Here is a 23,782-nt window from a genome sequence, read left to right as displayed (position 1 = left end):
CCCTCCTTCTATCACTAAAGTGCATTGCTCGCCGGCGTGGCACTACCGATCTGGTCGATATCGCCGATCAGTGTTCGCAGGGCTTCTTCTCTGCCGTTAAAAATATTCTCGGCGCCGACCATCTTGATGACACCGGCCCGTTCGAGAATGACCCGGCTTTCGTCGCTGAGATCGGCAAAGGCGAAGATGATGTTTCGATTCACGAGGATTTCGGCGACGGCCTCGAGCGCGGTCGCGCCGGTGCTGTCGATTTGTGTGATGGCGCTGGCATCGAGCACCAGACATTTGGTATCCGCGGGAAGCTCCTTTGCCACCGATGTCAGCCGGATGCGAACGTAATCAGCATTGTAGAAAAGGATGCTGCCCTGCACCGCGAAGACGGCTGCGCCCGGGACGGGTCGGGCCTCCGGATAGCGCTTGAGATCGAAGAAACCGTGCCGCCCCTCGATGCGGCCAAGAAGGCCGTCGCGCGGAAACATGGTCTTCCGCAGGAGATAGACGAAGGTTGCGGCAATTGCGACGATGACGCCATTGAGGACACCGAAGCTGATCGCTCCCCACATGGCGATCAGCGCGAAGACGAATTCCATACGGCTGATGCGCCAGATCTTCCTGAGCTCGGGAAGATCGATCAGGCTGATGGCAGCCATTGCAAGGATTGCGGCGAGCGCGGGAATGGGAAGGATGCGCAACGCAGCATGGAGGAAAACCAGCACCGCGATCAGTGCTGCCGCGGAGACCAGTCCTGCGAGCTGCGACACGCCGCCCGTCGACAGATTTATGGCGGTTCGAGAATCCGATACGCTGACCGGAAACGAACCGAAAAGCCCGGGCGCTATATTGGCCGCGCCAAGCCCGACCAACTCCTGATTTGCATCGACCTCGTCACCGGTCCGCGACGCGAAGCTGCGCGCCGCCACAATGCCGGAGCCGAAGCTGACAAGAAAGATCGCGACCGAACCGGTGACGATCTTGTCTAGGGGCATCTCATGAAGCGGGGGTAGGGAGAAACTCGGAAGTCCGCGCGGTATGTCCCCAACGACGGCAATGCCTTGGCCCCGAAAATCGAAAATCGCGGAAAGAACGACCGAGATAACGACGACCAGGATAGGACCTGGAATTCTGAAAGGAAAAAAACGGAGGATCCACAGCAGCGCGAACATGCTGAAGCCAAAAATGAGCGACGGCCAGTGGATCAGACTGCTTTTGGCAAGAAATTCGACAAGCGGCTGGATCAACCCATCGGATTCGATCTTCATCCCCGTGAAACGGCCGATCTGTCCCACAAGGATCGAGAGGGACACGCCGGCAAAGAACCCGACCAGAATGGGGCGGGAAAGAAAGTTTGCGAGGACGCCAAGCCTCAACAATTTGGCGGCGATATAGCAGACGCCGACGCCGAGGGCGAGGGCTGCCGCGATCGCCACCCGGTCGCCGCTGCCCGTGGGATCGGCAGCTATGATAGTGCCCATTGCAGCCGCCAGCACCGACATTGACGCGGCGTCAGGCCCCACGATCAGCAGCCGGGAAGGCCCGAAAATCGCATAGGCGATCGGCGCGACGATGCTCGCATAGATGCCGGTCTCCGGCGGCAGGCCGGCGATAGCGGGATAGGCGATGGCGCTCGGCAGGCCGACGGCGGCGATCGACAGGCCGGCCGGGATATCGCTCCGGAGCCAGCCTCTGTTGAAGCCAGTCAAGCCTCGCAACATCGGAAGACTGCGTATCACCGCTAGCTCCTTATGCTTTCACCGTTGGCGCATTTGCGTCTTGGCATTCCACTCGCATCGCCGGGACTGGTGCTTGGCCATGAAATGAGGAATGTCGTGGATCGCAATCACTGCGTAAAACAGGGCATCGATGACAAAGACCAGCACGCCCAGAGCAAAATAATCGAGAAACACGGCTGCTCCCTTCCGGCCGGTTCGGCCGAGCCTTTCGATTGCTATCGACAACAGGATATTAGGCCCGTTTTGGCGCGGAGGCCCGTAGCATCGCGTAACCTCTATTCACGCGTCGGCAGCAGACCCGCTTAAGCAGATCGTCCCTGCGGAAAATGAAGAAGGCGGGATCGGTAGGATGGGTGCCATTCCGGCCTCCGCGTACCGAATTGGCCAGGTTTTTTGGAAGCCGGCTAATGTAAGATCGCGTATTTTACGTCTGCTGCCGATCCGCTTGATATATATAGTTTCTGCATCTGCTTGGCGCAGTTTGACGGCGGGGGCGGGGATGGTCTCGGGAGAGCAAGGTTCGACATATTTGTCCGTCCTTGAGACGGCGGAGACTTATTTTCCCAATCAGAAGCGGCTGGTGCAGCGGCTTTTCTATGTAAACGAACCCTTTCACAGCATGTGCGAGGATCTCACGGCTGCGGCACAGGCGCTCGCGCATGTCGAGCGGTTACCGGAGGCGGTTAGGGAAGCACGGCGGCTGGAATACGCGGGTCTCGTCGATGCCCTCCTGAAAGAGATGGGGGAGGCCATCGCCCAATCGAAAATTGTGGTCCTCAGGCGGTCAACGCAGACTGGCCCGAAGCCTCTGTAGCAGTATCTGTCGTTCAAGAACTCAAGGGAGGTCCGTGCGTGATGAAAGCAATTTCCCGCAAACTGCTTGGCGGATTGTCGGCACTGGCAATTATTGCGTTGCAGCCGGCGCTCCCAATGCGCGCGCAGACGCAGACCCCCGCACCGACAGCAGCACCAGCGCAGACAAGCACAGAACAGCCCGCAACCGCACTCCTGTCTGATGATGAGCTTGAAGTGCTCGTAGCGCGGATCGCGCTCTATCCGGATGAATTGGTCGCGGTAATTTCCGCCGCTTCGCTCTTTCCTCTTCAGATCATTGAAGCACAGCGCTTCCTCGAAGCGAAAAAGAAGAATTCCGACCTCAAGCCCAAAAGCGATTGGGACGGCAGCGTCGTTTCGCTGCTGAACTACCCAGACATCGTCAAGATGATGAGTGAGGATCTCGATTGGACGCAGTCGCTCGCCGATGCGCTCGCCAACCAGCAGAAGGATGTCTTGATTGCCATCCAGCAGCTTCGTGATGAAGCGGTGGAAAAGAACATCATCAAGACGGATGACAAGGTGACGATCGTCACCGAAAACGACAACATCATCATCCGGCCGACCGATCCGGAGAAGATCTATATCCCGCAATATCCGCCGGAAATGCTCTACGAACCGGGCTATGCGTCGGAACCGATCTCCTATTATCCGGATTATTACGACAGCTATTATTATCCCGGGGCAGGGTTCTTTGCCGCTGCGGTCACCGGGTTGACCTGGGCTGCCCTTGTCAACTGGGACGACTGGGGCGTGTGGGGCGGCCGCTGGGATGGCGATATCGACATTGACTGCAACAATTGCCTGAACGACCGCAACTTCAACGGAAAGATGAAGTGGAACGACGTCGACTGGAGCAAGGTCGACCGGAGCAAGCTGAACATCAGCAAGGACCAGCTTGCGAAGATGGACCGGTCGGCGATCAAGTCCGGCTTGCAGGCCGACAATCGCAACCAGTTGCGCAACAGGGCCAACGATATCCAGGCGAGCCAGCGGCCCGGCAATCGCGCTAATTCGGCGCGTGCAGAAGATATCCGCAAGAGCACGGCTCAGGGCCTAAAGGACAGACCGCAGGCAACTAGGCCAACGGCAGCAAATCGACCGGCGGCGGCCAATCGGCCGACCGCATCCCGGCCCGAGGCACGTCCTCAGAAGGCCGCCAATCGCCCGTCCAAGCCTGCGCAGAAATCCGTCAATAGGCCCAATAAACCGCAGATGGCTGCCAGACCCGATAATCGCGGACGCCAACCGAGCGCGCTCGGCAATGTCCAGTCCGGTCGTCGTGAGGCGGTTGCCTCGAAACGCGGATCGCAGAGCATGGGCGCAAATCGCCAGTCAGCTCGCCCCGCACAGCATCGGCCACGCCCGCAGGGTGGTGGCGGTCGCGGTGGCGGTGGCGGTGGCAGACGGCGGTGAGACCTCTTTCCAGCTCAGGGAGTAACCTCATGGGACGCCAATCGATCGTAATTCCGCTTATGTTTGCGACAGTACTTTGCGCAATGCCGGCGCCGCCCGTGCTTTCGCAGGAGCAGACAGATCTTGCTGACTACAAGGCGGCAACGCCATCGCCGAAATTCGACAGTCCTGAGCTTGCGCTCGATAAGCTCAAATCGGTGCTGGGCTCGAACAATATCGACGATCTTGCCACGTTGCTCGGCTTGAAGCCGGACAAGCTGCGCTCGAACAACGAGGCGATGATCGCCTACGGATTGATCCGCGAAGGCGCCGAGCGGCGGGTGGTTTTGCGGGATTCAGAAGGCATGAAGATCGTTGCGATCGGGGATCGGCTTTGGCCCTTGCCGTTTCCGCTGACCGAGGGCAAGGACGACAAATGGTCTTTTGACACTCAGCGCGGCCTCGAAGAGATCATCAATCGCCGCATTGGCGAAAACGAACTCGCCACCATCGACACCATGCATGAATATGTCGCGGCCCAGTATCAATTTGCATCCGAGGACCGTGATGGCGACGGCATCTATGAGTTCGCAAAGAAATTGATCAGCAGTCCAGGCAAGCTCGATGGCTTGTACTGGGATCCGAACGTTTATCCCGAGGAAAGCCCGGCAAGCGCGCTGGTCGAGACAGCTGCCTTCGGCGCCGCCAAACGCGGGGAGGGCTATTACGGCTATCGCTACCGCATCCTGACGTCTCAGGGAGACAACGTGCTTGGCGGCAAGCAAAGCTATATCATCAACGGTTATATGACCGGCGGCTTTGCGCTCATCGCCTGGCCGGTCAAATATCGGGTCACCGGCGTGCAGACATTTATGGTCAACGGGACGAGCGTCATCTACCAGCGCGATCTGGGACCGGAAACGGAAGCGCGCGCGGCGGCGATCAAGGATTTCAATCCGGATGCCAACTGGACCGTCGTAAGCGAATAGGATCTTAGTCCATGCTGCCGGTATCGCCGGCGGTATGCGCAAGACAGCGGCCATGGCGCTGTTAGAATAACGTTCGATCCCATCCATGCGGCAGGTTCGGCCGATCATCCTCGCTCGCCATTCGGTCCCGGCGGCGTCAGTTCCTCAAAGGCGCCAGAGGCGTCCACATCTCGGCTTCTGCCATCATGAAGAACGCTGTCGCAATAATATGGCCGGCGGCGTGGAGCAGGAGGTTCCGTGCCTCTTCGACTGGAATCTCATATTCCTTTCGTCCGGGCGAGGCCGGCACGAAATCTGTTCGTCAGGCGCGCGGAACCCGTCCATCAAGCGGACACGGATGGAGTTCTGATCTTGGCGGTAAAGGTAGGTCTCCTGCTGGAGATCCAGGTCGTCGGCGCAAACGCGCCCACGGTCGTTGCGGACCGGGAACGTTCACTCGATCTCGGTCGCTCTCAATTCGGTATTCCCTTGCTCATGCCTGATGTTGCCGGTCAGTCGACAGGCGGCTCCCAGGTGAGGAAGAAGCCCACATCCCCAGGCATGCCATCGGGAAAGTTGATGATCATCGCCTTGAGCCCGTAGCCTTGAGGCTTGGCGACCGTCTCGAAGAGTTCGAGAAGTTCCTTTGCCTTTCCCTGCAGTGTTTTCTGCCATCCAGGAAGGTTGTTGTTGATGGCTCGGCCGCTATCCGTGCAGAAGGTCGAGGGGAAACTGTAGATCAGCGCCTCGTATTTGCCGTCTGCAGCGGCTTTCATCACCAATCGCTTGATGACGGCGCGTTCCGTTTCACCGATCTGTTTGCGGAAGAAATCCTCGACGAATTCCGAATGTTTCTTCGCTTCACGCGCCTTGATCTTTTCGTTGCGCTCCATTTCCAGAAGCTGGAGTTCCAGAGCACGTTTGCGCAGCTCCTCTGCGCTTGCCATGGATTGGGTTGTGGACGTCTCAGGTGATGTCATCGCCGTCTCCTCCAGAGTGCATGGGCGATGATAGAGCGCGCAGGCAGTCGAAGGCAGTAAAATACACGTCCGATCCGGTAGAATACGGTATCTTACGCCGGCATATGGCCCGCGAAGACGTGTTAGGCCATCAGGTGATCCATTGCCCAAACTTTGTTTTATTAGCGTTTGCTACTAAATGACATTGCCGTCATGGCGACTTCGGACTATCGTCCAAGGCAGTATGCTGCAGGTTGTTATCAGTCGGATTCTTGGGGGAGCCGATGGCAAATGCAGGCGTTGACAGGGCCGGCGACAGCACTTTTTCGCAGGAGGAGGTGCGGCAGCAGCTTGAGCGCATTCTTTCCAGCCCGGAGTTTCGTCTTCCCGAGCGGGCGAGAAGATTCTTCGAATTCGTCGTGACGGAAACACTTGAGGGCCGTCGCGAGCATCTGAAGGCCTTTACCATCGCGCAAGCTGTTTTCGGCAGGGATGCGAATTTCGATGCTCAACAGGATCCATGTGTCCGTATCGAAGCCGGGCGGCTGAGGAGGGAGCTGGAACACTATTACCTCACCGCCGGCGGCGCTGACCGGATCATCATCACAGTTCCCCTGGGCGGCTACGCGCCGGTCTTCGACGTGAGGCAAGGCACTGAGCCCGCAGATATGCCGAAACTCGGGCTCTCCAATCACCCGATACCAGGGGGAGGCGATGCATCGCGGCAGGCCAATATCATCGGAGATACGGTCGGCCGAGATAGGGCGAGCTGGCGCTTGTCACGAACCCGATATTGGCTCCTTGCGGGGGGCGCAGTGATCCTCCTCGTCTCGGCGGCGATGCTTTTGCATGCAAAGTTGTTCGATATGGAAGCCGAGACAGCGACGGGGGCCGACAGCCGCCCCACCATCGTCGTCGAACGCTTCGCAAGTGCCTCTGAAGGAGGGCTTGCATCCGATATCTCCCGAGGCATTACCGACGACATCATCGAAAAACTCGTCCCCTTCAACGACATCGCCATCGCCGTCGCCGTGCTGCCGCGCAATGGGGAAGGCCAGGCTTCGTCGGACCCGCTCTACGCTCTCCAGGGAAGCGTCCGGCTGGAAGGCAACACTCTGCGCTCAACGGCAAGGCTGGTGCGACGGGCGGATGGAGTTGTCATCTGGGCAAACAATTACGATGCCGACACGAAAGTGCAGGGCATTCTGAAAACGCAGTCGAGCCTTGCCGAACATATCGCGACGGCGGTCGCACGGCCGTTCGGCGTTATGTTCGAAACGGACACCGCCAGCATTGCCGGAAGTGGCGACACTTTTTCCTGCATTCTGTCCTACTACAGCTATCGCAGCGAAATGACTGCGCAGGCGCATGAGGTAGCAAAATCATGTCTGCGGCGGGCCGTTGAAAAGAAACCCGATGTTTCCAATACTATCGCTCTTCTTTCGCTGATCCATCTCGACGAGTTCCGCTTTCTGTACCAGCTGAACACCAAGCCGACAGCCGCTACGCTCCGCGTTGCGAAGGAACTTGCCGAACGCGCAGTAAGGCTCGACCCGAAGAATGCGCGCGCGCTTCAAGCACTAATGCTCGCCGATTTTTTCAGCAATGACCCAACCGGAGCCCTGAATGCCGGCGAGGCCGCCTATGCCAGCAACCCGAACGACACCGAAGTAGCGGGTGAATACGGCTTGCGCCTGTCGATGTCGGGAAAATGGGCCAGGGGTTGCGAACTGGTTTCCGAGGCGGTCAGCCGGAATGCCGGACCACGCGGATATTACGAGGTTGGAATGGCGCTTTGTGCCTTCATGCGGGGCGACACGCAAGCCGCGGAACTCTGGTCCCGCATGTCGGACCTGAACTACAATCCGATGCATCGCCTCGTATTGCTCTCCATCCTCGGCACGCTGGGAAAAACGGCCGAGGCCAAGGAGCAGCTCGACTGGATCGAGCTCAGGTCACCCGCATTGATCCCGAACGTCAGGCGGGAGGTCGCCAGGCGGCTGGCGCGGACCGAAGACCAGGAGCGCTTTCTTGCGGGACTTAAGTCTGCGGGCCTGCCTGTGTCGGATGACGAGGCGTCAAAGGACTGAAGTGGCGATAGCCATGCAAAATGCGGATGGCGCTGAAGCTTTCTCAAGCGCCGCCGCTCCTCGGCTACCGGCGCCTGTCGAGACACAGCAGCCAAGCGATCCCGAGAAGACCGGAGAGGGCACTGACCACCGCAGTGCCGGAATAGCTGGTGATGGCTGTGCCGGCGGCAAAGAGAAGAGCGCTCAGTCCGGCGCTGAGAAAGATGTTGACGGAAATCAGCGCGCTGCCGAGACCGGGCCGCTCGGCGATCAAATCCTGCAGATAGGTGATTGGAATGGAGATCAGTGACGCCGCGCCGATGCCACTGATCAAGGTGAGGGCATAGACATGCCAGGGCTCATGGGCAAAAGCCAGAAGCAGCAGGTAGACAGCATAGATCAATGCCCCGGCTGCAAGGGCTGCGAGTTGGCTGATGCGGCGCAACAGGCGTGACCAGACGATGATGAAGACCACCTCGAGGAGCGCGACGATCCCGACCAGAATGCCGATATCGGCGACAGCGCCGCGGGCGGCGCCCGTTACGACGAGGGGGAAAATGGCGTCGTTCACATGCAATGTGCTGCTGATCAGCGCGATTGCCGTGATCCGGCTGAAGATTTTCGGGGAAATCACTTGGTCCAGTGCGGCGAGATAGGAGAGATGGTGGGTGGCGGCACGATCCGTACCGCTCTGTCGGGGCAAAAAGAAGCCCACGAGTCCCACACAGACAAGGCAGGAAATAGCGGCGAAGAGATAGGCTGGCAACATGGTCGAGGAGGGGGAGAGCAGAACCCCCGTGAGCCCGGGAACCAGGACCCAGGAAAGCGAGATCATCGCCCGCACGCCGGAATTGACGGTCGCCACGTCAGCCGGTGCCAGTCCATGGGCCGCGGCCCGGACATTGGCAAAGAGCAACGAGTTCAGGCAACCATAGACCGGAAGCAGCAGAAGTGCGCTGAGGACAAATATGTCCTGCGTCGGGAAGAAGAACACCGCGCCATAACCGATAACGCCGAAGCTCGCCGCTACAAGCATCATCCTACGGTATTCACCGAGCCGGTCGGCAAGATTGCCGAGCAGAATGCTGACGATCACGTTGACTGCCGCGGCAGTGAAGATCAGCGTGGCATAGAGCTCATTCGACAGCCCGAGCTCGCGGATACCGACCACGGACCGATAGGGGGCCGTCGTCGCTCCGGCAAATCCGAACGTGAAGATGGCGATCATGCTCACCCGGATTGCAGGATTACGGAAAACGTCGGGAATCAAGCGGTTCATTATCGTCGCCAGTTGGCTTTGAGGCGTCCTTGTGCGGGCCGGGAAACCGCTCCGCACAAGGATTGTCATGATCAATCTCGGTCGCGCCTGAGGGCGGGAAGGCGCGCATGCGGCGCGTAGCCGAAATCCTGATTCAGGGGAAAGACAAAGCGGCAGGCCTGACGCTCATCTGATATTCGATGTCTCGATCGACCGCCCCCGGGTTAGGACTGGCGAATATCGCTCCGATGTCAATTTTCATCGTTGCCAGCTCAGAGCCTCGGGCTAAGCGTCACGATCGCAGCGAAACGGTCCCAATCCTTCGACGCCTTCGGGGTCCAGGCAGCCTCTGCGATTGCCGGAAGACGCGGGAAGACGAGTCGATTGAAATAACCGCGCGACAGGAAGTGCTCCGACCAGATGCAGGCCTGGACGCCTTTCAGCTTATGCTTCAATTCCTCCGGGAATTCGCCGGCTGCCTCATAGGCATAGGTGTGGGCCGGCGGCACAGTGCCTGCCCAACTCGCACCCGGCTCCTGAAAGGCTTCGGCCTGGACCATGTCGAGATAGTAAGCCTGCCCCGGCGTCATGACGACGTCATAGCCTTGTTCGGCAAGCTCGATGCCGACCTGCGGATTTTCCCAAGCCATCAAGAGGCTATCCTTCGCCGCGACTCCACCGCCATGGGCGACCTCGTTCCAGCCGGCGAGCTTGCGGCTGCGCTTGTCGAGCATCGACTTGATCTGCTTCAGAAAATGGGACTGCAGCCCGAACGTGCCGGAAATGCCTTCTTCGGCCATCAGCTTCCGGGCAAGGGGCGAGGCCAGCCAGGAGCCGTTCGCCACTTCGTCGCCGCCGATATGGATGTAGGATGAGGGGAACAGCTCGACCATTTCGTCGAAGACCTTTTCCAGGAATTCGTAGGTCAGCGGCACCGCCGGGTTCAGTGCATTGTTCGGATAGCCCTGGACAGAATGGTAACTTTCAGGTGCCTCCTGGCCATCAGTCAAATTGGGAAGGGCAACCAACGTCGCCGCATTGTGGCCGGGGATGTCGATTTCCGGAACCACCTCGACATGAAGGGAACTCGCATGAGCAACGATGTCTCGGACATCGTCTTGCGAGTAGAAGCCGCCGACCGGTTCTGCGCCATTGCCCAGTTGCGGCAGCAGCGGTTCGTCCGGGCCTCGCAACACGCCCGTTGTCGTCAGTTGCGGATAGGCCTTGATCTCCAGACGCCAAGCCTCATCATCGGTCAGATGCCAGTGGAAGATGTTGAGCTTAAACCAGGCAAGAATGTCGATCAGCCGCTTCACGTCGGCAACCGGATAAAATTGCCTGGAAACGTCGAGATGGCAGCCGCGCCAGCTATAGCGGGGCCGATCGGAAATCGTTCCCGAAACCGGGAAGCAGAATTTGCCCTTGGTGACGCGCGCACCGTTCAGCATCTGCGCGAGCGAGGTCAATCCGTACTGGCGCCCGGCGGAGCCGGAATAGGAAAGTGTCACACGATCGGCCGCGAAGGTCAGCCGGTAGGCTTCAGCGTCGAGCGAGGTGTCCTTGTTGAAGGTGAGTGCGCGGCCTTGCGGCGAGGCAACCAGATTGAAAACAGAATGATCGCTTTCGAAAAGGCGGCGCGTCAGGGAAATGCATGTTGATATTGCCGACAATTCGTCTGCGCTCGCACCTTCCGGATAAAGGACGACCGGAAAACTATCGCCCGGCTTCGCATCGATCTCGGCAGGCCACGGCTGCAACGCAAAGGGCAGGCCGATCCTGCCTTCAGGCAGGAGCGCAGGCGGAGGCTCGCTCACTCGGCCTTCGAGAAGCAGATCGGAAACGGCGACCGGTACATGCTTTCCTGATGACAGCGTCAGATAGGCGGACTTGGCGCCGTCAGTGCAATGGCGCGCAGGGCGATGCAAGCCGGCGACCGTGAAGGTCCAGCTTTCGCCGGCTGCGAGGGTCAGCCCGGCCGGCGGCTCGAATTCATGAAAATTGGCATTGCGTCTGAGAAAGGTGGCATTGCCGCATGCGGCCGCATCGATGATCCGCGTGAGCGAGGTGTAGGCAAGCTTGAAACCGGAAAGCGCCTCACCGGAGAGATTGAAAAGCGTGAAGGTGAACGCGCCATGCGGCCCGCCATTGGGGTCCCAGCTGCTTTCCAGGCGATAGTCTGCCGGTTTCATCTCTCGTTCCTCTCGTTATGTTCTATGAATCTCAGTAGTGCTCGGACTGGGAAAACGTACGGGCAAGCTCGGCCTGGCCGGCCGTCAGGCCGCAGTCGACGGGCAGGCAGACGCCGGTGATCGCCGCAGCCTGGGGACCAGCCAGGAAGGCGACGGCATTGGCGACGTCCTTCGGATCGACCACGCGTTGCAGCGGATACCAGCGACGGGCGTCCTCGAAGACATTGGGATTGGCGGCCGCCCGGGCTTCCCAGGCCTGGGTCTTTACCGTTCCGGGGGCAACGGCATTCGCGCGGATGCCGAATTTTCCATATTCGACGGCGACCAGCCGGGTGAAATGCAGAAGGCCGGCCTTGGCGGCGCTGTAGGCCGGATGTCCGAACACGTTCATGCCATTGACCGAGGCAATATTGACCATAGAGCCCTGCGAGGTCTTCAACTGGTCTTCGACGGCCCGGAAGCAGAGAAAGGCGGCTTCGAGGTTGAGCGCATTGTCGGCGCGCCAGATCTCCGGCGTCGTATCATGCAGGCTGACGGCGCGGGCTGCTCCCGCATTGTTGACGAGGGTACGAAGATTGCCGAGCTCCGCCGCAGATCCGGCGAGAGCCGCAACGCTTGTCTCGCTGGTCACGTCGCATTCGATGGCGACGAAACGATCAGCCGGTCCAAGCCTGCCGGCAACGGCTGCCGCAGTGACGAGATCGATATCCGCAAGCAGAATGACGTCATGATCGGCGGCAAGTCGATCGGCAATCGCCGCGCCGATATCACCTGCTGCTCCCGTCACAATGGCCACCGATTGCGTCATTGTCGCTCCCTCTTGTTGATCAGTCTCCGAGCAGCTGCTTGTCGTCGCCGTCGCGGTGTGTGACCAGCTGCTGCTTGATGCGTCTCAGCGTCGTCGTCGCCTTCGGTTGGATCGCATAGGCGACGAGGCTCGCCAGGATATCGACGGTTGCGATATAGGCGATACGCGTCGATGTCGGGCGGAAGATGTTCGTTCCTTCCGGAAGATCGATCGGCACGACGATTCCCGCGGCCCTTGCGACCGGGCTGTCGGTTTGCGTCAGCGCAATGGTCCTGACCTTGGCCTCGCGTGCCAGTGCAAAGGCTCGCACCAGCTCGGCATTGCGCCCTGAAAAGGACGAGCCGATGATTACATCGCCAGCCTTCGCTGCCGCCGCCATCATCAGTTGCATGCTGTGATCGGAACTGGAGGTGATCCTGAGACCGAGCCGAAAGAGCCGATTCTGCAACTCATCGGCGATCATCGAAGAATTGCCGCCCGATCCGAAGGCATAGATCATCTCCGCCTTGGCGATCTGCGCGACCGCAGCTTCGATCGCGGTGAGGTCCAGCGAGCGATGTAAGAGGAAAAGGGCATTCTGCGCCTTGGTGATGATATCCTGAGCGACATCGGCTGGATCGCTACTCTTTGATTCCGGCTTCAGGTAACGCACGCCGACATGGGCGGTGCGGGCAAGCTGCACCTTGAAATCGGAAAAGCTGTCGCAACCGAGGCGGCGGCAGAAACGTGTGACCGTTGGCGGCGAGACTTCCGCGCGTTCGGCAAGCTCGATGATCGAGGCATTCACCGCGAATTCGAAATCATTGACGATGATGTCGGCGATGCGGCTCTCGGAGGCGGAAAGCCGGCTTCTGTCTTCCTGTAATGTGGAAAAGATATCCAAGCCGATCCTCCCGCCGATCCGTCAGTCAACTCTTCTTCTTATAGGCAACGCAGTCGATCTCGACCTTGCAATCCACCATCATCGACGATTGGACGCAGGCACGAGCCGGCGGGTGCACGCCGAAATAATCCTGATAGATCTTGTTGAATGTCCAGAAGTCGCGCGGATCGTCCAGCCAGACGCCGACGCGCACCACGTCCTCGACGCCATATCCGGCTTCGTCGAGAATGGCGAGCACATTGGCGATCGTCTTATGCGTCTGGGCAACGATATTGCCGTCGATGATCTCGCCGTTTTCCATCGCCACCTGACCGGAAACATAGAGCCAGCCATCGGCCTCGACGGCGCGCGCAAAAGGCAGCGGCTTGCCGCCGGCGCCGGTCTGAACAGTGCCATATCGCTTGATGGGCATGTTTGGATTCCTGCAAATTATTTTCTTGATAAGTTGACAAGGGACCATAGAAAGCAGATTTTGACCAGTGAAAAACACCATTTATGAAAAGAATTTAAATCGGGGGCGAAGATGCGTGATCCTTTCAAGAATCCTTTTCCGCCCTCCGATACTGCACGGCACGCCATCTGGGAGATGCTCGTGCCTCGCGACATCGATGCATTTCTGGCAGCCGACTGGTCGATGGTGGAAGATGATTTCGTCGAGGAAGGTTTCATCGGCATCGATGGCCGCAAAGAGGTCAACCCTGACAAGTGGCGCCTGGCATTCCCCGCACTCAGCGCCTATCGCGACGAGTGGCTGAGACAGGCAAAGGATTTTGCGACGCAGAGCTTTGCCGAGGACACCCGAACGGCGATCTTCACCACCACGACGCTCGAGGACATCGAGATCGAGGGCGACATGGCGCTTGTCCGCAAGAAGTTCGACGGAAGTCTCACCAAGAGCGATGGCACCCGCGATATCATGCAGTGGCAGACGCTCTATTATTGCAGGCTCCACGAAGGACGATGGAAGATCTGCGGATTTACAGGCTACCTGCCGAACCCAATGGGTTGAGGCGGGACCGCAAAAACGAGGCCAACTCATTTGCGTATTTTCACGGCAGCACTGGCGACCGAAACCAATACGTTTTCCCCGATCTGTGTGGACCGCCGCGCTTTCGAAGCGTCTCTTTATGCCCCGCCCGGCCAGCATCCGGAAACGCCCACACTCTGCACCGCGCCGATCACTGTCGGTCGCCGTGTCGCCGCTGAAAAGGGCTGGGAGCTGATCGAAGGCACGGCAGCCTGGGCAGACCCAGCCGGCCTCGTCAACCGCCAGGCCTATGAAGGGCTGCGAGACGAAATCCTCGACCAGCTCCGTGCCGCAATGCCTGTCGATGCCGTGGTTATGGGCCTGCATGGGGCAATGGTGGCCGCAGGATATGAGGACACGGAAGGCGACCTCCTGACCCGCATCCGCGACATCGTCGGGGCTGATGTGCTGATCTGCGCCGAGCTCGACCCACATAGCCATTTGACCAGGAAGCGTCTCGAAGCGCTGAATTTCGCAGTCTATTTCAAGGAATTTCCGCATACGGATTTCGTCGATCGCGCCGAGGATCTCTGGCGCATTACCGTCCATGCGCTTGAGGGCAGGGTCAGGCCGGTCAATTCGGTGTTCGACTGCCGCATGATCGATGTCTTCCCGACCTCACGCGATCCAATGCGTTCCTTCGTCGACAAGATCATGCGGATCGAGAAGGAGGATGCTGAAATCCTGTCGATTTCCGTGGTCCACGGCTTCATGGTCGGCGATGTGCCGGAGATGGGCACCAAGCTGCTTGTCGTCACCGACAACAATCCGCAAAAGGGTGCGGCCCTGGCGCGCGAGCTCGGCATGGAGCTGTTTTCCAAGCGCGGCACCTTCATGGTGCCGCAGATCGACGAGAAGCAAGCCGTCTCCCGGGCGATAGCCGCCAAAGCGTGGCCGGTCGTCATTGCCGATGTCTGGGACAATCCGGGCGGTGGGACGGCTGGCGATGCCACTGTCATTGTCGAGGAGCTTCTGGCCCGCGGTGTGGCAAGTGCTGCTGTCGGCACGATCTGGGATCCGATTGCCGTTCAGATCTGTTTTGCCGCAGGCGAGGGGGCCGAAATTCCGCTGCGCTTCGGCGCGAAATCGGCGCCCGGAACAGGCAATCCCGTCGATGGCATGGTGAGGGTCGTCAAACTGGTGAAGAATGCCGAGATGCAGTTCGGCGAGAGCCTCGCCCCCTTTGGCGATGCCGCGCATATCATGCTTGATGGCATCGACATCATTCTGAACTCGACGCGGGCGCAGAGCTTCGATCCGAGCCTGTTTTCAGTGATGGGCATCGATCCGACCGAGCAGAAGATCCTGGTGATCAAATCGACCAACCATTTCTTCGCATCCTTCTCGAAGATCGCCGCAGAAATCCTGTACTGTTCGGCGGGAAGCCCCTATCCCAACAATCCGGCGACGACCCGCTATCGCCGGGCACCGAAGACTATCTGGCCGATCGTGGCCGATCCTCATGGAACCGAATGCGGAGCTGCCTGAGATGCATGACAACCGGTTTGCCGTCGTCGAGAAGGCTGGAGACAGGATCGCAGATCTCTCCACGCCGCGCCCGATCATCGACGAGGACAAGCTGGCCGCCAACATTTCCCGGGTCCAGTCCTACATGGACGAGCATGGGCTGAATTTCCGCCCGCATATCAAGACGCATAAGATACCTGCACTTGCCGCCGCCCAAGTCGCGGCCGGCGCCAAGGGGATCAACTGCCAGAAAGTGACGGAAGCCGAGGTCTTTGCTGAGGCCGGTTTCGAAGACATCCTGATCACCTTCAATATTATTGGAGCCCAGAAGCTCGAACGGCTCGCAGCGCTGAACGATCGCATTTCCGGTCTCAAGGTCGTCGCCGACAGCCAAGTCACGGTCGACGGGCTGTCTGCACATTTTTCCGGCCGCAAACCGCTCACCGTCCTCGTGGAATGCGACACCGGCGGCGCGCGCTGCGGTGTGCAGACGCCCGAGCAGGCGGTCTCGCTCGCCAGACGTATCCTTGCCGCCGACGGGCTGTCATTCGGTGGTATCCTCACCTATCCGAAGCCGCAGTCGGCTGATGCCGTCGAAGCCTTCATCCAGGCTACATTGAACCAATTAGCGGCAGAGGGTATCGCCTGTCCAACCGTCAGCAACGGCGGAGCACCCAGTCTCTTTCAGGCGCACCTGGTCAAGTCGGCGACCGAACACCGGGCCGGGACCTATATCTACAATGACCGGCAGATGATCCGGATGGGACATTGCACGCAAGACGATTGCGCGATGCACGTTTTGGCAACAGTGGTGTCACGGCCGAATGCCGACCGCGCCGTTATCGATGCAGGTTCGAAGGCGCTGACCTCCGATCTTCAGGGCTTTGCCGATTTCGGCCTCGTCGTCGGATATCCCGAGGCGAAGATAGCCAGCCTCTCTGAAGAGCACGGCGTTATCGACCTTTCGGCGTGCACCGCTGCGAGGCCGCAGATCGGCGAAAAACTCTCCATCATCCCGAACCACACATGCGTGGTTTCGAACCTGTTCGACACGATGGTCTTCCATCGCAACGGCATCGTCACGCGCGTCGAGGCCGTCGCCGCGCGCGGATTTGTCTGGTAGCTGATCAATCGACCCTTCACGCCGTTGCCGGAGCCAGCAGGCTAATGTCGATATCGGTGAGTTCGACGCGGCGTTCGAAGGCGACACCGTCCTCGTCAAAGAGATGGCAATCGGCGGCGTTGATGCCGACGGCAACCGGCGCCTCGGTGCGGATACCGACACTGCCGGGCAGCATGGCGCAGAAGTTTTCCGTTTCGCTGCCGAGCGCCGCATAGGCCACGGTGTTCGCGCCAAGCCGCTCGATGACGCTGGGCGTAACCGTCAGCGAAATATCGCCGGAGCTGAGCTGGATATGTTCCGGTCGGATACCGAGTGTCATCATCTTACCGACCATACCGTCACGCGGCTTTACGGGCAGGGTTGCCATCTGGCCGCGATAGTCGACGGTCGCGCCTGCCTCGCTTGCGGACGTGCAGGTCACGGGTAGGAAATTCATTTTCGGATTGCCGATGAAGCCGGCGACGAACTGGTTGGCGGGCTTATGGTAGAGCTCGAGCGGCGCACCGGTCTGTGAAATATTGCCGGCGTCCAGCACGACGATGCGGTCGGCCATTGTCATGGCTTCCACCTGGTCGTGCGTCACATAGATCATCGTCGCCTTCAACTGCCGGTGCAGCTTGGCGAGTTCGATGCGCATGTCGGCGCGAAGGGCGGCATCAAGGTTGGAAAGAGGCTCGTCGAACAGGAAGATCTTTGGCTCGCGAACGATGGCGCGGCCGATTGCGACGCGCTGGCGCTGTCCGCCCGAGAGCATGCCGGGTTTCTGCTGCAGCCGCGTTTCGAGATGCAGGATACGAGCGGCATTCTCGACCTTGGCCTTGAGCTTTTCCTCCTCCATCTTTTCCACACGAAGAGGGAAGGCGATATTTTCGAAAACCGTCATGTGCGGGTAGAGCGCATAGGACTGGAAGACCATGGCGATGCCGCGCTTGACCGGCGGCAGGTCGTTGACCCTGACGCCATTGATGATGATGTCGCCTTTGCTCGTCGCATCAAGACCTGCGATCATGCGCAGGAGGGTGGACTTGCCGCATCCCGAAGGCCCGACGAAGACAACGAACTCGCCGTCCCTGACGTCGAGCTCGACGCCTTTTAGAACTTCGTAGTCGCCATAGAATTTTTGAACCTTGTTGAGCTGAAGCTGTCCCAAAAATCTGTCTCCGGTCCCGGCCTGAATGCGCAAGAGTTTGGTCGTCGAGGATCGCAGATCGTCGACCTGCGATCCTCGACGTCGATTTACTTGAAGGCCTCGATCTCGCCGGCCGCCTTCTTCAGTGCGGCTTCGGGCTCGGCCTTGCCGGTAACGACGGACTGGACCATCTCGATCATCGAATTCTGGAAGCCCTTGTAATCGGTGAAGAGCGGCTCGGGACCACCGAAGGCGATGCCGTCGATGAACGGCTTCCACGACGGGTCGGCCTTGACGAATTCGTCGACCTTGGCGGACGGACGCAGCGGGGTGAGGCCCGCACCGCCCTGGAGCTCGTATTCACCCTGCGGACCCGGCGAGGTGATGTACTTGGCAAATTCCGCCGCCTTTTCTTCGACCCCCGTGCCCTTGAATACGACGAGGCTGTCGGTAATCAGCAGCGTGCCTTCACCCTTGGCCGATGGTCCGAGCGGCAGCGCTGCGACGCCCCAGTTGATCTTGGTGTCTTTCAGGCGGGCAGCAGCGCCCGAACCTGCCTGTATCATGCCGACCTTGCCGTCGAGGAAAATGGCACGGATTTCATTTTGTTCGTAGGCGGTTGCACCTTCGACGGAGTAGGGGATGATGTCCTTGTAGGCCTGCAGGGCAGCCAGCACTTCCGGGCTGTCCATGACGATCTTGTCGCCATCGATGACCTTACCGTTATTCGTGTAAACCCAATGCATGAACTGATGCATGGTGTTGTCGAAAGTCTTGGCCGGAAGACCGTAGCCTGCGATACCGGTCTTTTCCTTGATGGCTTTGGCATCGGCGATTTCTTCGGCCCAGGTCTTGGGCGGCGTTTCCGGGTCGAGGCCGGCCTGCTTGAAGAGATCCTTGTTCCAGTAGAGGGCCTTGGTCGAGAATGCGACCGGCACGCCCCACTGCGTATCGTTAAAGGTGACGGTATCGACGATGTTGGGATAATAGCTTTTCTTCTCTTCGTCGGTCATCGGCACCGGAACGATCAAATCGTTCTGGGCGAATTCCTTGAGCGTACGCGAGCCAACATAGGCCATGCCGACCGGCGTGCCTGCTGCAGCAAGCGTCGTCGCCTTGTCCTGGCACTGTTCCCAGCCGACAACTTCCGGCTTGACCTTCCAGCCGGCATTCTTGCCTTCCCATTCCTTGATGTACTTCTCATGGATGGGGTCGATCTTGTCGCCGCAATAGATCCAGCTGATTTCCTGGTCAGCGGCATGAGCAGTCATGGTACCGAGCGCGGTGGAGCCGAGCAGGGCGAGGGCCATGAGCCCGGTCTTGAATTGGATTGTCACTTTTAGCTCCCGTTTTCTCTGGTGGTTCTGGTCTTGTCTTACTGTTTCACCGCGCCGGCGGTCAGACCGCTGACGAGATACCGTTGAAGGAAGAAAATCACGATCATTGCTGGCGCGATGCCAACGAAACTTGCGGCCATCAGCTCATTCCAAACGACTTCCTGACGGCCGAAATAGGCGAAGAGTCCAACTGGCAGCGGTGCGAATTCGGTCTTGGAGTTGAAGGTCAGGGCGTAGATGAACTGCTGGGCGTAGGATCCGATGAAGGTGGTGATCGCCACCACTGTAACGCCGGGCATGGCGATCGGCAGGATGACGCGCCGCAGCGTGTAGAAATGGCTGGCGCCGTCGACAAAGGCCGCTTCATCCAATTCCCTCGGAATGCGCATCATATAGGTGCGAAGTAGCCAGATCGCCGAGGGGATCAGGAAGGCGATGCCCGGGACCATGATGGCGAAATAGGTATTCAAGAGGCCGAAGGAGCGCATCAGCCGGAAGAGAGGAATGAGCAATACAGCGCCCGAAAACATGTTGACCGCCAAGAACGCGCCGAGCAGCAGCCCGGCGCCTTTGAACTCGAAGCGCGCGAAGGCATAGGAAGCCGGAACGACGAGGATCAGCACAGCGGTGGTGACGACGGTCGAGATAAAGAAGGAATTGAAGATGTATCGTGCAAAGCCCGGTACGCTGACCCACATCGTCCGGTAGGCCTCAAACGAGCCGTTTTCGGGAATGAACCGGTAGGGGGAAGAAAACAGCTGGCTCAGAGGTTTCAGCGAGACGAGAAAACCCTCGACGAAGGGGGCGAGAACGAAGGTGAGGAACACCAGGATACCGGCATAGATGCCGACGACTTCATACCATTTGTACCGATTGATCAGCAGATGGGGTGTCTTCATCGCTTGTCTCCGGAAGCAAGGCGGCTAGTAATGCGGAAGTAGCAGACGCAGAAGATCGACAGGAAGATGCAGATCAGCACGGCGCGCGCGGCGCCTTCGCCATATTTGTTCGAACCGATCGCGGTGCGATAGGTATCGATGATCATCGTCGTGGTCTCGCCGCTCGGGCCGCCGCGCGTCAGGATCCAGATAATGTCGAAGGAGTTGAAAGTGGAGATCAGCGACAGCATCGACATAGTGATCATCGAGGGTACGATCAGCGGCAGAGTGATGCGGCGGAAACGATAGAAGCGCCCGGCGCCATCCGTCCAGGCTGCCTCATAGAGATCCTGCGGGATCGCCTGCATGGCGGCCAGCATATAGAGCGTCACCATCGGAACGCCGATCCATACATCGGTGATGATCGTCGCCCAGAAGGCAGTCGATCCTTCAGCAAGGAAGGCGACAGGGCCGGAGACGAGGCCAAAGCGCTGAAGCATGCCGGAAATCATCCCGAACTGGCCATTATACATCCAGCCCCACATGAAGATGCCGATTGCCATCGGAACGATCCATGGTGGCATGGTCAATACGCGAAAGAGCGCGCGGCCGGGCACGGCGGCGTTCAGCATGGTGGCGCCGAAGACGCCGATGATCATCTTGATCGAGACAGAGAAAAACGTCCAGATGAAGGTCCGGATGATGACCTCGGCGAAGGTCGAATTGAAGATCTTGCCGTAGTTGACCCAGCCCACCCAGTTGGTGGTCTTCTTCAGCGATGCGTCAGTGAACGACAGGATGAAGGTGTCGAGTAGCGGATAGGCAACGATCACAGTGACGTAGAGGACAGCCGGAAGGAGAAGGATCCAGGCGAAGATGACGGCACTTTTCTGAGCACTCATCTTGCCGTTCTCCTCAGGCCGCTCTGGCGTGTAGCGCCTCGTCGAACCGGTCCCATATGGGACGAAGGTCGATTACGGCCTTCTTCATGCGAGCCTCGTCCATGGCGAGGGCGAGAATACCCGCCTCCAACGCGTTGAGCGTGGAGACCGGGAGTTCCGAACTGGTGCGCACGCTCTGCAGAATATCGGCCGCCATTTGCTCGTCGGCGCCGTAATGCTGCGACAACTCGGTCGCGGCATATTTGTTTCCGACGATCTTGTTGCCGGTCAGCTGCTCGTGGACATCGAGATAACCGCGGACGAAGTCGCCTTCAGCCATGCCGCGCGAGCCCATGATGGCGAAGCGGCGGAACTGGTCCGGAACATTCAGATTGGTATGAAAATTCATGCCGACGCCATTCGCGTATTCGACGATCGCCACCTGGTAATCGATGATGTCGGCATCGCTGTCGAACACCTTGTCCGAGCCCATCCAGCCGCTCGGCTTTCGGTGGAAGAGTTCCAGATCGTTGATCCCTTCGCGCGCCGGGTCGTTGGCGGGGATAAAGCTCTTGCGGCCGCCGAAGCTTGCAACACGTTCGGGACGGGCACCGACCACACCATTATAGAGGTCGAGGTCGTGGCAGCATTTTTCCAGCATGAAACTGCCGGAATAGCGCTCGTAGCGGCGCCAGTCGCGCATGAAGAATGCGCCGTGATAGGGCTCGATATGCTCGGAGGCTTCGATGGAAACGATATGCCCGAGCTTGCCCTCGGCCTGGATGGCACGCAGATCCTTATAAAGGGGGGAGTAACGCAGCACGAGACCGACCATCAGCCGCTCATGGCCGAACTTCGCCATCAGATGGGCAAGTTCGATGCTCTCGGCGATCGTCGTGACGATCGGCTTTTCGCAGAAGACCTTAAGACCAGCCTCGAGGCCGAGGCGGATATGATCGAGATGCATGTGATTGGGAGAGCCGATCATCAAGAGATCGAGATTTTCTGAAGCAAGGAGCTCTTGCGGCGAACCATAAGCCTTGCCGACAGAAACGCCCTTTTCCGTCAGTCCGGGAAGTCCTGCGGGGTCCGGATCGACGTAACCGACGATCTCGAAGCTGCTGTCGATAGCCTTGAAGACATAGCCAAGATAGCCGAGCCGGAATCCCAGCCCTATGATTCCCACTTTCATGCGAGCAATGTTCCCAATTCGTAATTTATTTTCTTCAAGTTGGGACAAAAAATGAAGGCCGTCAACTGGAAACGGGTTTCAAAGGGGATTGATGAAATTAATTTTCATCATCGATTGGCTGGTGGGCGATGTTCCACCCGGCTCTTGGCCTGCGGAGTGTTGGCACAGATAATGTCGATGTTCAGCTCATAAAGCGCCCGGCCAAATTGCGCGTCAGGCCGCGCGTCCGGTCTTTCTCTGGCGCATGGGTGGAGCGAATGACGCCGTGCTTGTCGCTATAGAAGGCCAGCGGCTTGCCCATTGCTGCAGACACGCCTTCGTCGCATGCAGATAGTCGAACGTATTCTCCGATCCGGCAAAGCGAGATTGCAATTCTTTCTGCGACATGGCGATCATAAAGGACATGACAACTCCAACCGCTCATGGTCTCGACCAGGCTGAAGGTCGTCATCCTTGCTCCCAACGTTGGCTTTGACCAGCGCGTCAAGAGGCGAGACTGTCGCATCTCTAACTGGCCCAACTGTCGCATTACTAAATAGCCCTTACATTTTAGTGTCGCATAACATACGTTATGGAACTAGTAGGGAGCTATTTTGGGTGGAATTCTTCATGTTACGTCTGGAGCGACGCTATGCACGACGGTCAGGCCGGACACAATCCGATTGAAATGTCACGGTGTTGGCTGCGTTCAAAAGGTGCGCAGTTTTTCCAACGTAAGAGAGCATTGACGCCTTATGAAGGCGAATGCCACTCAGATGGAAGGCAAGTCGTACCGATCCACAGTGAACGTTCGGTCGGCCGTGACTGAAATCTCCAGAACCTCGTTCCAACGCTCCTTCCCTTCCAGCATTTCCAGCGCAAGAAGAAGGAGCCTACGTTGCAGCTCGAGCGTCATGACGCCTGCGACCGTGTTCAGCGCGATCAGTCCGACATGCATCTCTTCCTGCTCGTAGCGCGGCAGGAAGACTGCCGGAAGGCGACGCGAAGAAAAGGAAAGATCGTCAGTCGCTCCGACCAAGCGCAGACCCATAGACCAGTATTCAGATAATCTTTACTCGGCGTCGAACCGCTTCAGCATCGATCTCAGCTCGGCATTTTCTTGACGAAGCTTGATGATCATCAGAGTCTTCAATCGGCGATTTTCTTTCTCGATCGCATCAAGGTCGTCCTCGCCATTGCGGTGAGCGGAGACTTCGGAGCAACCTTCGACGACGGTCCGCTCCTGAATGGACACGCGCTCATCGCGCATCGAAGAACGGGTCTCCTTACCGGCATTCCGTGCGTAATCGCGCACCGTTTGTGCCTCAATGGTCGGAAGCTCCTGTGGCAGCTCTTCCTGGGATACACCGTCGTCACTGGCTACCGTCTGTTCGATTGAAGTGAGAGCATGGTCCTCGACTGGCGCTTGAGGATGCTGCGAAGGAGCAATCGCCGCGATCGGAGCTCTGCCGCTGTTGGTGAGATGCGGATCGAGCGCAGCCGCATCAACCAAGATGCCATCGGCCTCTACCTGCCGCGCGACCGCCTGCAGATCAAGATTGCCCCAAATGGATGGAGGCCTTGTTTGGGCTTGTCGCCGATTTGTCTTGTATTCGACCACGAAGTTGCGCCGTGGTGTCTTCATCGCTCATCCAATGCATATCGATTGCAGCAGC

21 protein-coding genes and 2 pseudogenes are annotated in these 23,782 nt (G+C 58.8%); 7 read left to right on the top strand and 16 right to left on the bottom strand.

From position 1 onward, the window contains the following. Positions 1–14 precede the first annotated feature (14 nt). Both ACK9YZ_RS27135 and ACK9YZ_RS27130 read right to left on the bottom strand, forming a co-directional pair. Positions 15–1,730 (bottom strand): SulP family inorganic anion transporter, encoded by a 1,716-nt coding sequence (locus tag ACK9YZ_RS27135; RefSeq protein WP_416068329.1) that lies wholly within the window; start codon positions 1,728–1,730, stop codon positions 15–17. 72 nt (positions 1,731–1,802) lie between these two features. Beyond that, a pseudogene (locus ACK9YZ_RS27130) lies at positions 1,803–1,904 on the bottom strand (DUF3302 domain-containing protein); the annotation flags it as partial. A gap of 325 nt (positions 1,905–2,229) precedes the next feature. On the opposite strand from ACK9YZ_RS27130, the gene ACK9YZ_RS27125 reads away from it, so the two are divergent. Genes ACK9YZ_RS27125 through ACK9YZ_RS27115 form a run of 3 tightly spaced genes read left to right on the top strand, consistent with a single transcriptional unit; the run spans position 2,230 to position 4,948 of the window. After that, the gene (locus tag ACK9YZ_RS27125) at positions 2,230–2,544 is read left to right on the top strand and encodes a hypothetical protein (RefSeq protein ID WP_216760655.1); all 315 of its coding nucleotides are present in this window, start codon (positions 2,230–2,232) and stop codon (positions 2,542–2,544) included. A gap of 41 nt (positions 2,545–2,585) precedes the next feature. After that, positions 2,586–3,980 carry a DUF3300 domain-containing protein gene (locus ACK9YZ_RS27120; RefSeq protein ID WP_416068441.1) on the top strand — a complete coding sequence of 465 codons (1,395 nt, stop codon included), beginning with the start codon at positions 2,586–2,588 and terminating at the stop codon, positions 3,978–3,980. A 29-nt stretch (positions 3,981–4,009) separates the two neighbouring features. Then, complete coding sequence (locus ACK9YZ_RS27115; protein ID WP_216760656.1) at positions 4,010–4,948, top strand: DUF2950 family protein; 939 nt, start codon at positions 4,010–4,012, stop codon at positions 4,946–4,948. 491 nt (positions 4,949–5,439) lie between these two features. On the opposite strand, the gene ACK9YZ_RS27110 is transcribed toward ACK9YZ_RS27115, so the two are convergent. Continuing rightward, a complete protein-coding gene (locus ACK9YZ_RS27110) occupies positions 5,440–5,907 on the bottom strand; it encodes a hypothetical protein (RefSeq protein WP_216760657.1) in 468 nt (155 codons plus the stop codon). Between the two features lie 263 nt (positions 5,908–6,170). Here ACK9YZ_RS27110 and ACK9YZ_RS27105 point away from each other — a divergent pair, with 263 nt between their 5' ends. Further along, positions 6,171–7,976 carry a hypothetical protein gene (locus tag ACK9YZ_RS27105; RefSeq protein ID WP_416068328.1) on the top strand — a complete coding sequence of 602 codons (1,806 nt, stop codon included), beginning with the start codon at positions 6,171–6,173 and terminating at the stop codon, positions 7,974–7,976. A 64-nt stretch (positions 7,977–8,040) separates the two neighbouring features. Here ACK9YZ_RS27105 and ACK9YZ_RS27100 read toward each other — a convergent pair whose 3' ends face one another. From ACK9YZ_RS27100 to ACK9YZ_RS27080, 5 genes are all read right to left on the bottom strand, one after another. Then, a complete protein-coding gene (locus tag ACK9YZ_RS27100; protein WP_416068327.1) occupies positions 8,041–9,303 on the bottom strand; it encodes an MFS transporter in 1,263 nt (420 codons plus the stop codon). A 182-nt stretch (positions 9,304–9,485) separates the two neighbouring features. Next, entirely contained in the window at positions 9,486–11,402 is a 1,917-nt protein-coding gene (locus ACK9YZ_RS27095) for a beta-N-acetylhexosaminidase (RefSeq protein WP_416068326.1), read from the bottom strand. A gap of 31 nt (positions 11,403–11,433) precedes the next feature. Beyond that, the gene (locus ACK9YZ_RS27090; RefSeq protein ID WP_416068325.1) at positions 11,434–12,210 is read right to left on the bottom strand and encodes an SDR family oxidoreductase; all 777 of its coding nucleotides are present in this window, start codon (positions 12,208–12,210) and stop codon (positions 11,434–11,436) included. A gap of 19 nt (positions 12,211–12,229) precedes the next feature. After that, the gene (locus tag ACK9YZ_RS27085; protein ID WP_037108795.1) at positions 12,230–13,093 is read right to left on the bottom strand and encodes a MurR/RpiR family transcriptional regulator; all 864 of its coding nucleotides are present in this window, start codon (positions 13,091–13,093) and stop codon (positions 12,230–12,232) included. A 25-nt stretch (positions 13,094–13,118) separates the two neighbouring features. Then, positions 13,119–13,505 (bottom strand): RidA family protein, encoded by a 387-nt coding sequence (locus ACK9YZ_RS27080; protein WP_416068324.1) that lies wholly within the window; start codon positions 13,503–13,505, stop codon positions 13,119–13,121. Positions 13,506–13,616: 111 nt separating this feature from the next. Between ACK9YZ_RS27080 and ACK9YZ_RS27075 the strand changes: the two genes are divergently transcribed. From ACK9YZ_RS27075 to ACK9YZ_RS27065, 3 genes are read left to right on the top strand one after another with little or no spacing between them, the layout of a single operon-like run. Next, positions 13,617–14,102, top strand: coding sequence for a hypothetical protein (locus tag ACK9YZ_RS27075; RefSeq protein ID WP_216760663.1), 486 nt, complete (start codon positions 13,617–13,619; stop codon positions 14,100–14,102). A 30-nt stretch (positions 14,103–14,132) separates the two neighbouring features. Next, positions 14,133–15,608, top strand: coding sequence for a M81 family metallopeptidase (locus ACK9YZ_RS27070; RefSeq protein ID WP_416068323.1), 1,476 nt, complete (start codon positions 14,133–14,135; stop codon positions 15,606–15,608). 1 nt (position 15,609) lies between these two features. Then, positions 15,610–16,710 (top strand): D-TA family PLP-dependent enzyme, encoded by a 1,101-nt coding sequence (locus ACK9YZ_RS27065; protein WP_416068322.1) that lies wholly within the window; start codon positions 15,610–15,612, stop codon positions 16,708–16,710. Positions 16,711–16,726: 16 nt separating this feature from the next. Here ACK9YZ_RS27065 and ACK9YZ_RS27060 read toward each other — a convergent pair whose 3' ends face one another. From ACK9YZ_RS27060 to ACK9YZ_RS27025, 8 genes and pseudogenes are all read right to left on the bottom strand, one after another. Next, a complete protein-coding gene (locus tag ACK9YZ_RS27060; protein WP_416068321.1) occupies positions 16,727–17,860 on the bottom strand; it encodes an ABC transporter ATP-binding protein in 1,134 nt (377 codons plus the stop codon). Positions 17,861–17,946: 86 nt separating this feature from the next. Continuing rightward, the gene (locus ACK9YZ_RS27055) at positions 17,947–19,149 is read right to left on the bottom strand and encodes an ABC transporter substrate-binding protein (protein ID WP_416068440.1); all 1,203 of its coding nucleotides are present in this window, start codon (positions 19,147–19,149) and stop codon (positions 17,947–17,949) included. Between the two features lie 65 nt (positions 19,150–19,214). Further along, on the bottom strand, positions 19,215–20,075 hold the full coding sequence (locus ACK9YZ_RS27050; RefSeq protein ID WP_216760668.1) for a carbohydrate ABC transporter permease: 861 nt from the start codon (positions 20,073–20,075) through the stop codon (positions 19,215–19,217). Then, positions 20,072–20,956 carry a carbohydrate ABC transporter permease gene (locus ACK9YZ_RS27045; protein ID WP_416068320.1) on the bottom strand — a complete coding sequence of 295 codons (885 nt, stop codon included), beginning with the start codon at positions 20,954–20,956 and terminating at the stop codon, positions 20,072–20,074. The genes ACK9YZ_RS27050 and ACK9YZ_RS27045 overlap by 4 nt, the downstream gene beginning before the upstream one ends. A gap of 13 nt (positions 20,957–20,969) precedes the next feature. After that, the gene (locus tag ACK9YZ_RS27040) at positions 20,970–22,127 is read right to left on the bottom strand and encodes a Gfo/Idh/MocA family protein (RefSeq protein ID WP_416068319.1); all 1,158 of its coding nucleotides are present in this window, start codon (positions 22,125–22,127) and stop codon (positions 20,970–20,972) included. A 131-nt stretch (positions 22,128–22,258) separates the two neighbouring features. Continuing rightward, positions 22,259–22,505, bottom strand: a pseudogene (locus ACK9YZ_RS27035) (ISNCY family transposase); the annotation flags it as partial. A 373-nt stretch (positions 22,506–22,878) separates the two neighbouring features. Continuing rightward, positions 22,879–23,157 carry a hypothetical protein gene (locus tag ACK9YZ_RS27030; protein ID WP_416068318.1) on the bottom strand — a complete coding sequence of 93 codons (279 nt, stop codon included), beginning with the start codon at positions 23,155–23,157 and terminating at the stop codon, positions 22,879–22,881. 21 nt (positions 23,158–23,178) lie between these two features. Beyond that, entirely contained in the window at positions 23,179–23,751 is a 573-nt protein-coding gene (locus ACK9YZ_RS27025; protein WP_416068317.1) for a hypothetical protein, read from the bottom strand. Between the last annotated feature and the right edge of the window lie 31 nt (positions 23,752–23,782).

Origin of the sequence: Rhizobium sp. ZK1 (assembly GCF_047782645.1) — a bacterium.
GTDB lineage: Bacteria > Pseudomonadota > Alphaproteobacteria > Rhizobiales > Rhizobiaceae > Rhizobium.
The sequence above is the reverse complement of the archived record's forward strand: the minus strand, read 5'-3'. Positions and strand labels throughout refer to the sequence as shown.

What these genes read in the sequence shown, in the direction of transcription:
- ACK9YZ_RS27120 (WP_416068441.1), top strand. Translation starts at nt 2,586, where the DNA reads ATGAAAGCAATTTCCCGCAAACTGCTTGGCGGATTGTCGGCACTGGCA.
- ACK9YZ_RS27045 (WP_416068320.1), bottom strand. Translation starts at nt 20,956, where the DNA reads ATGAGTGCTCAGAAAAGTGCCGTCATCTTCGCCTGGATCCTTCTCCTT.
- ACK9YZ_RS27025 (WP_416068317.1), bottom strand. Translation starts at nt 23,751, where the DNA reads ATGAAGACACCACGGCGCAACTTCGTGGTCGAATACAAGACAAATCGG.
- ACK9YZ_RS27095 (WP_416068326.1), bottom strand. Translation starts at nt 11,402, where the DNA reads ATGAAACCGGCAGACTATCGCCTGGAAAGCAGCTGGGACCCCAATGGC.
- ACK9YZ_RS27055 (WP_416068440.1), bottom strand. Translation starts at nt 19,149, where the DNA reads ATGGCCCTCGCCCTGCTCGGCTCCACCGCGCTCGGTACCATGACTGCT.
- ACK9YZ_RS27110 (WP_216760657.1), bottom strand. Translation starts at nt 5,907, where the DNA reads ATGACATCACCTGAGACGTCCACAACCCAATCCATGGCAAGCGCAGAG.
- ACK9YZ_RS27115 (WP_216760656.1), top strand. Translation starts at nt 4,010, where the DNA reads ATGGGACGCCAATCGATCGTAATTCCGCTTATGTTTGCGACAGTACTT.
- ACK9YZ_RS27050 (WP_216760668.1), bottom strand. Translation starts at nt 20,075, where the DNA reads ATGAAGACACCCCATCTGCTGATCAATCGGTACAAATGGTATGAAGTC.
- ACK9YZ_RS27125 (WP_216760655.1), top strand. Translation starts at nt 2,230, where the DNA reads ATGGTCTCGGGAGAGCAAGGTTCGACATATTTGTCCGTCCTTGAGACG.
- ACK9YZ_RS27065 (WP_416068322.1), top strand. Translation starts at nt 15,610, where the DNA reads ATGCATGACAACCGGTTTGCCGTCGTCGAGAAGGCTGGAGACAGGATC.
- ACK9YZ_RS27105 (WP_416068328.1), top strand. Translation starts at nt 6,171, where the DNA reads ATGGCAAATGCAGGCGTTGACAGGGCCGGCGACAGCACTTTTTCGCAG.
- ACK9YZ_RS27080 (WP_416068324.1), bottom strand. Translation starts at nt 13,505, where the DNA reads ATGCCCATCAAGCGATATGGCACTGTTCAGACCGGCGCCGGCGGCAAG.
- ACK9YZ_RS27040 (WP_416068319.1), bottom strand. Translation starts at nt 22,127, where the DNA reads ATGAAAGTGGGAATCATAGGGCTGGGATTCCGGCTCGGCTATCTTGGC.
- ACK9YZ_RS27100 (WP_416068327.1), bottom strand. Translation starts at nt 9,303, where the DNA reads ATGACAATCCTTGTGCGGAGCGGTTTCCCGGCCCGCACAAGGACGCCT.
- ACK9YZ_RS27030 (WP_416068318.1), bottom strand. Translation starts at nt 23,157, where the DNA reads ATGGGTCTGCGCTTGGTCGGAGCGACTGACGATCTTTCCTTTTCTTCG.
- ACK9YZ_RS27090 (WP_416068325.1), bottom strand. Translation starts at nt 12,210, where the DNA reads ATGACGCAATCGGTGGCCATTGTGACGGGAGCAGCAGGTGATATCGGC.
- ACK9YZ_RS27075 (WP_216760663.1), top strand. Translation starts at nt 13,617, where the DNA reads ATGCGTGATCCTTTCAAGAATCCTTTTCCGCCCTCCGATACTGCACGG.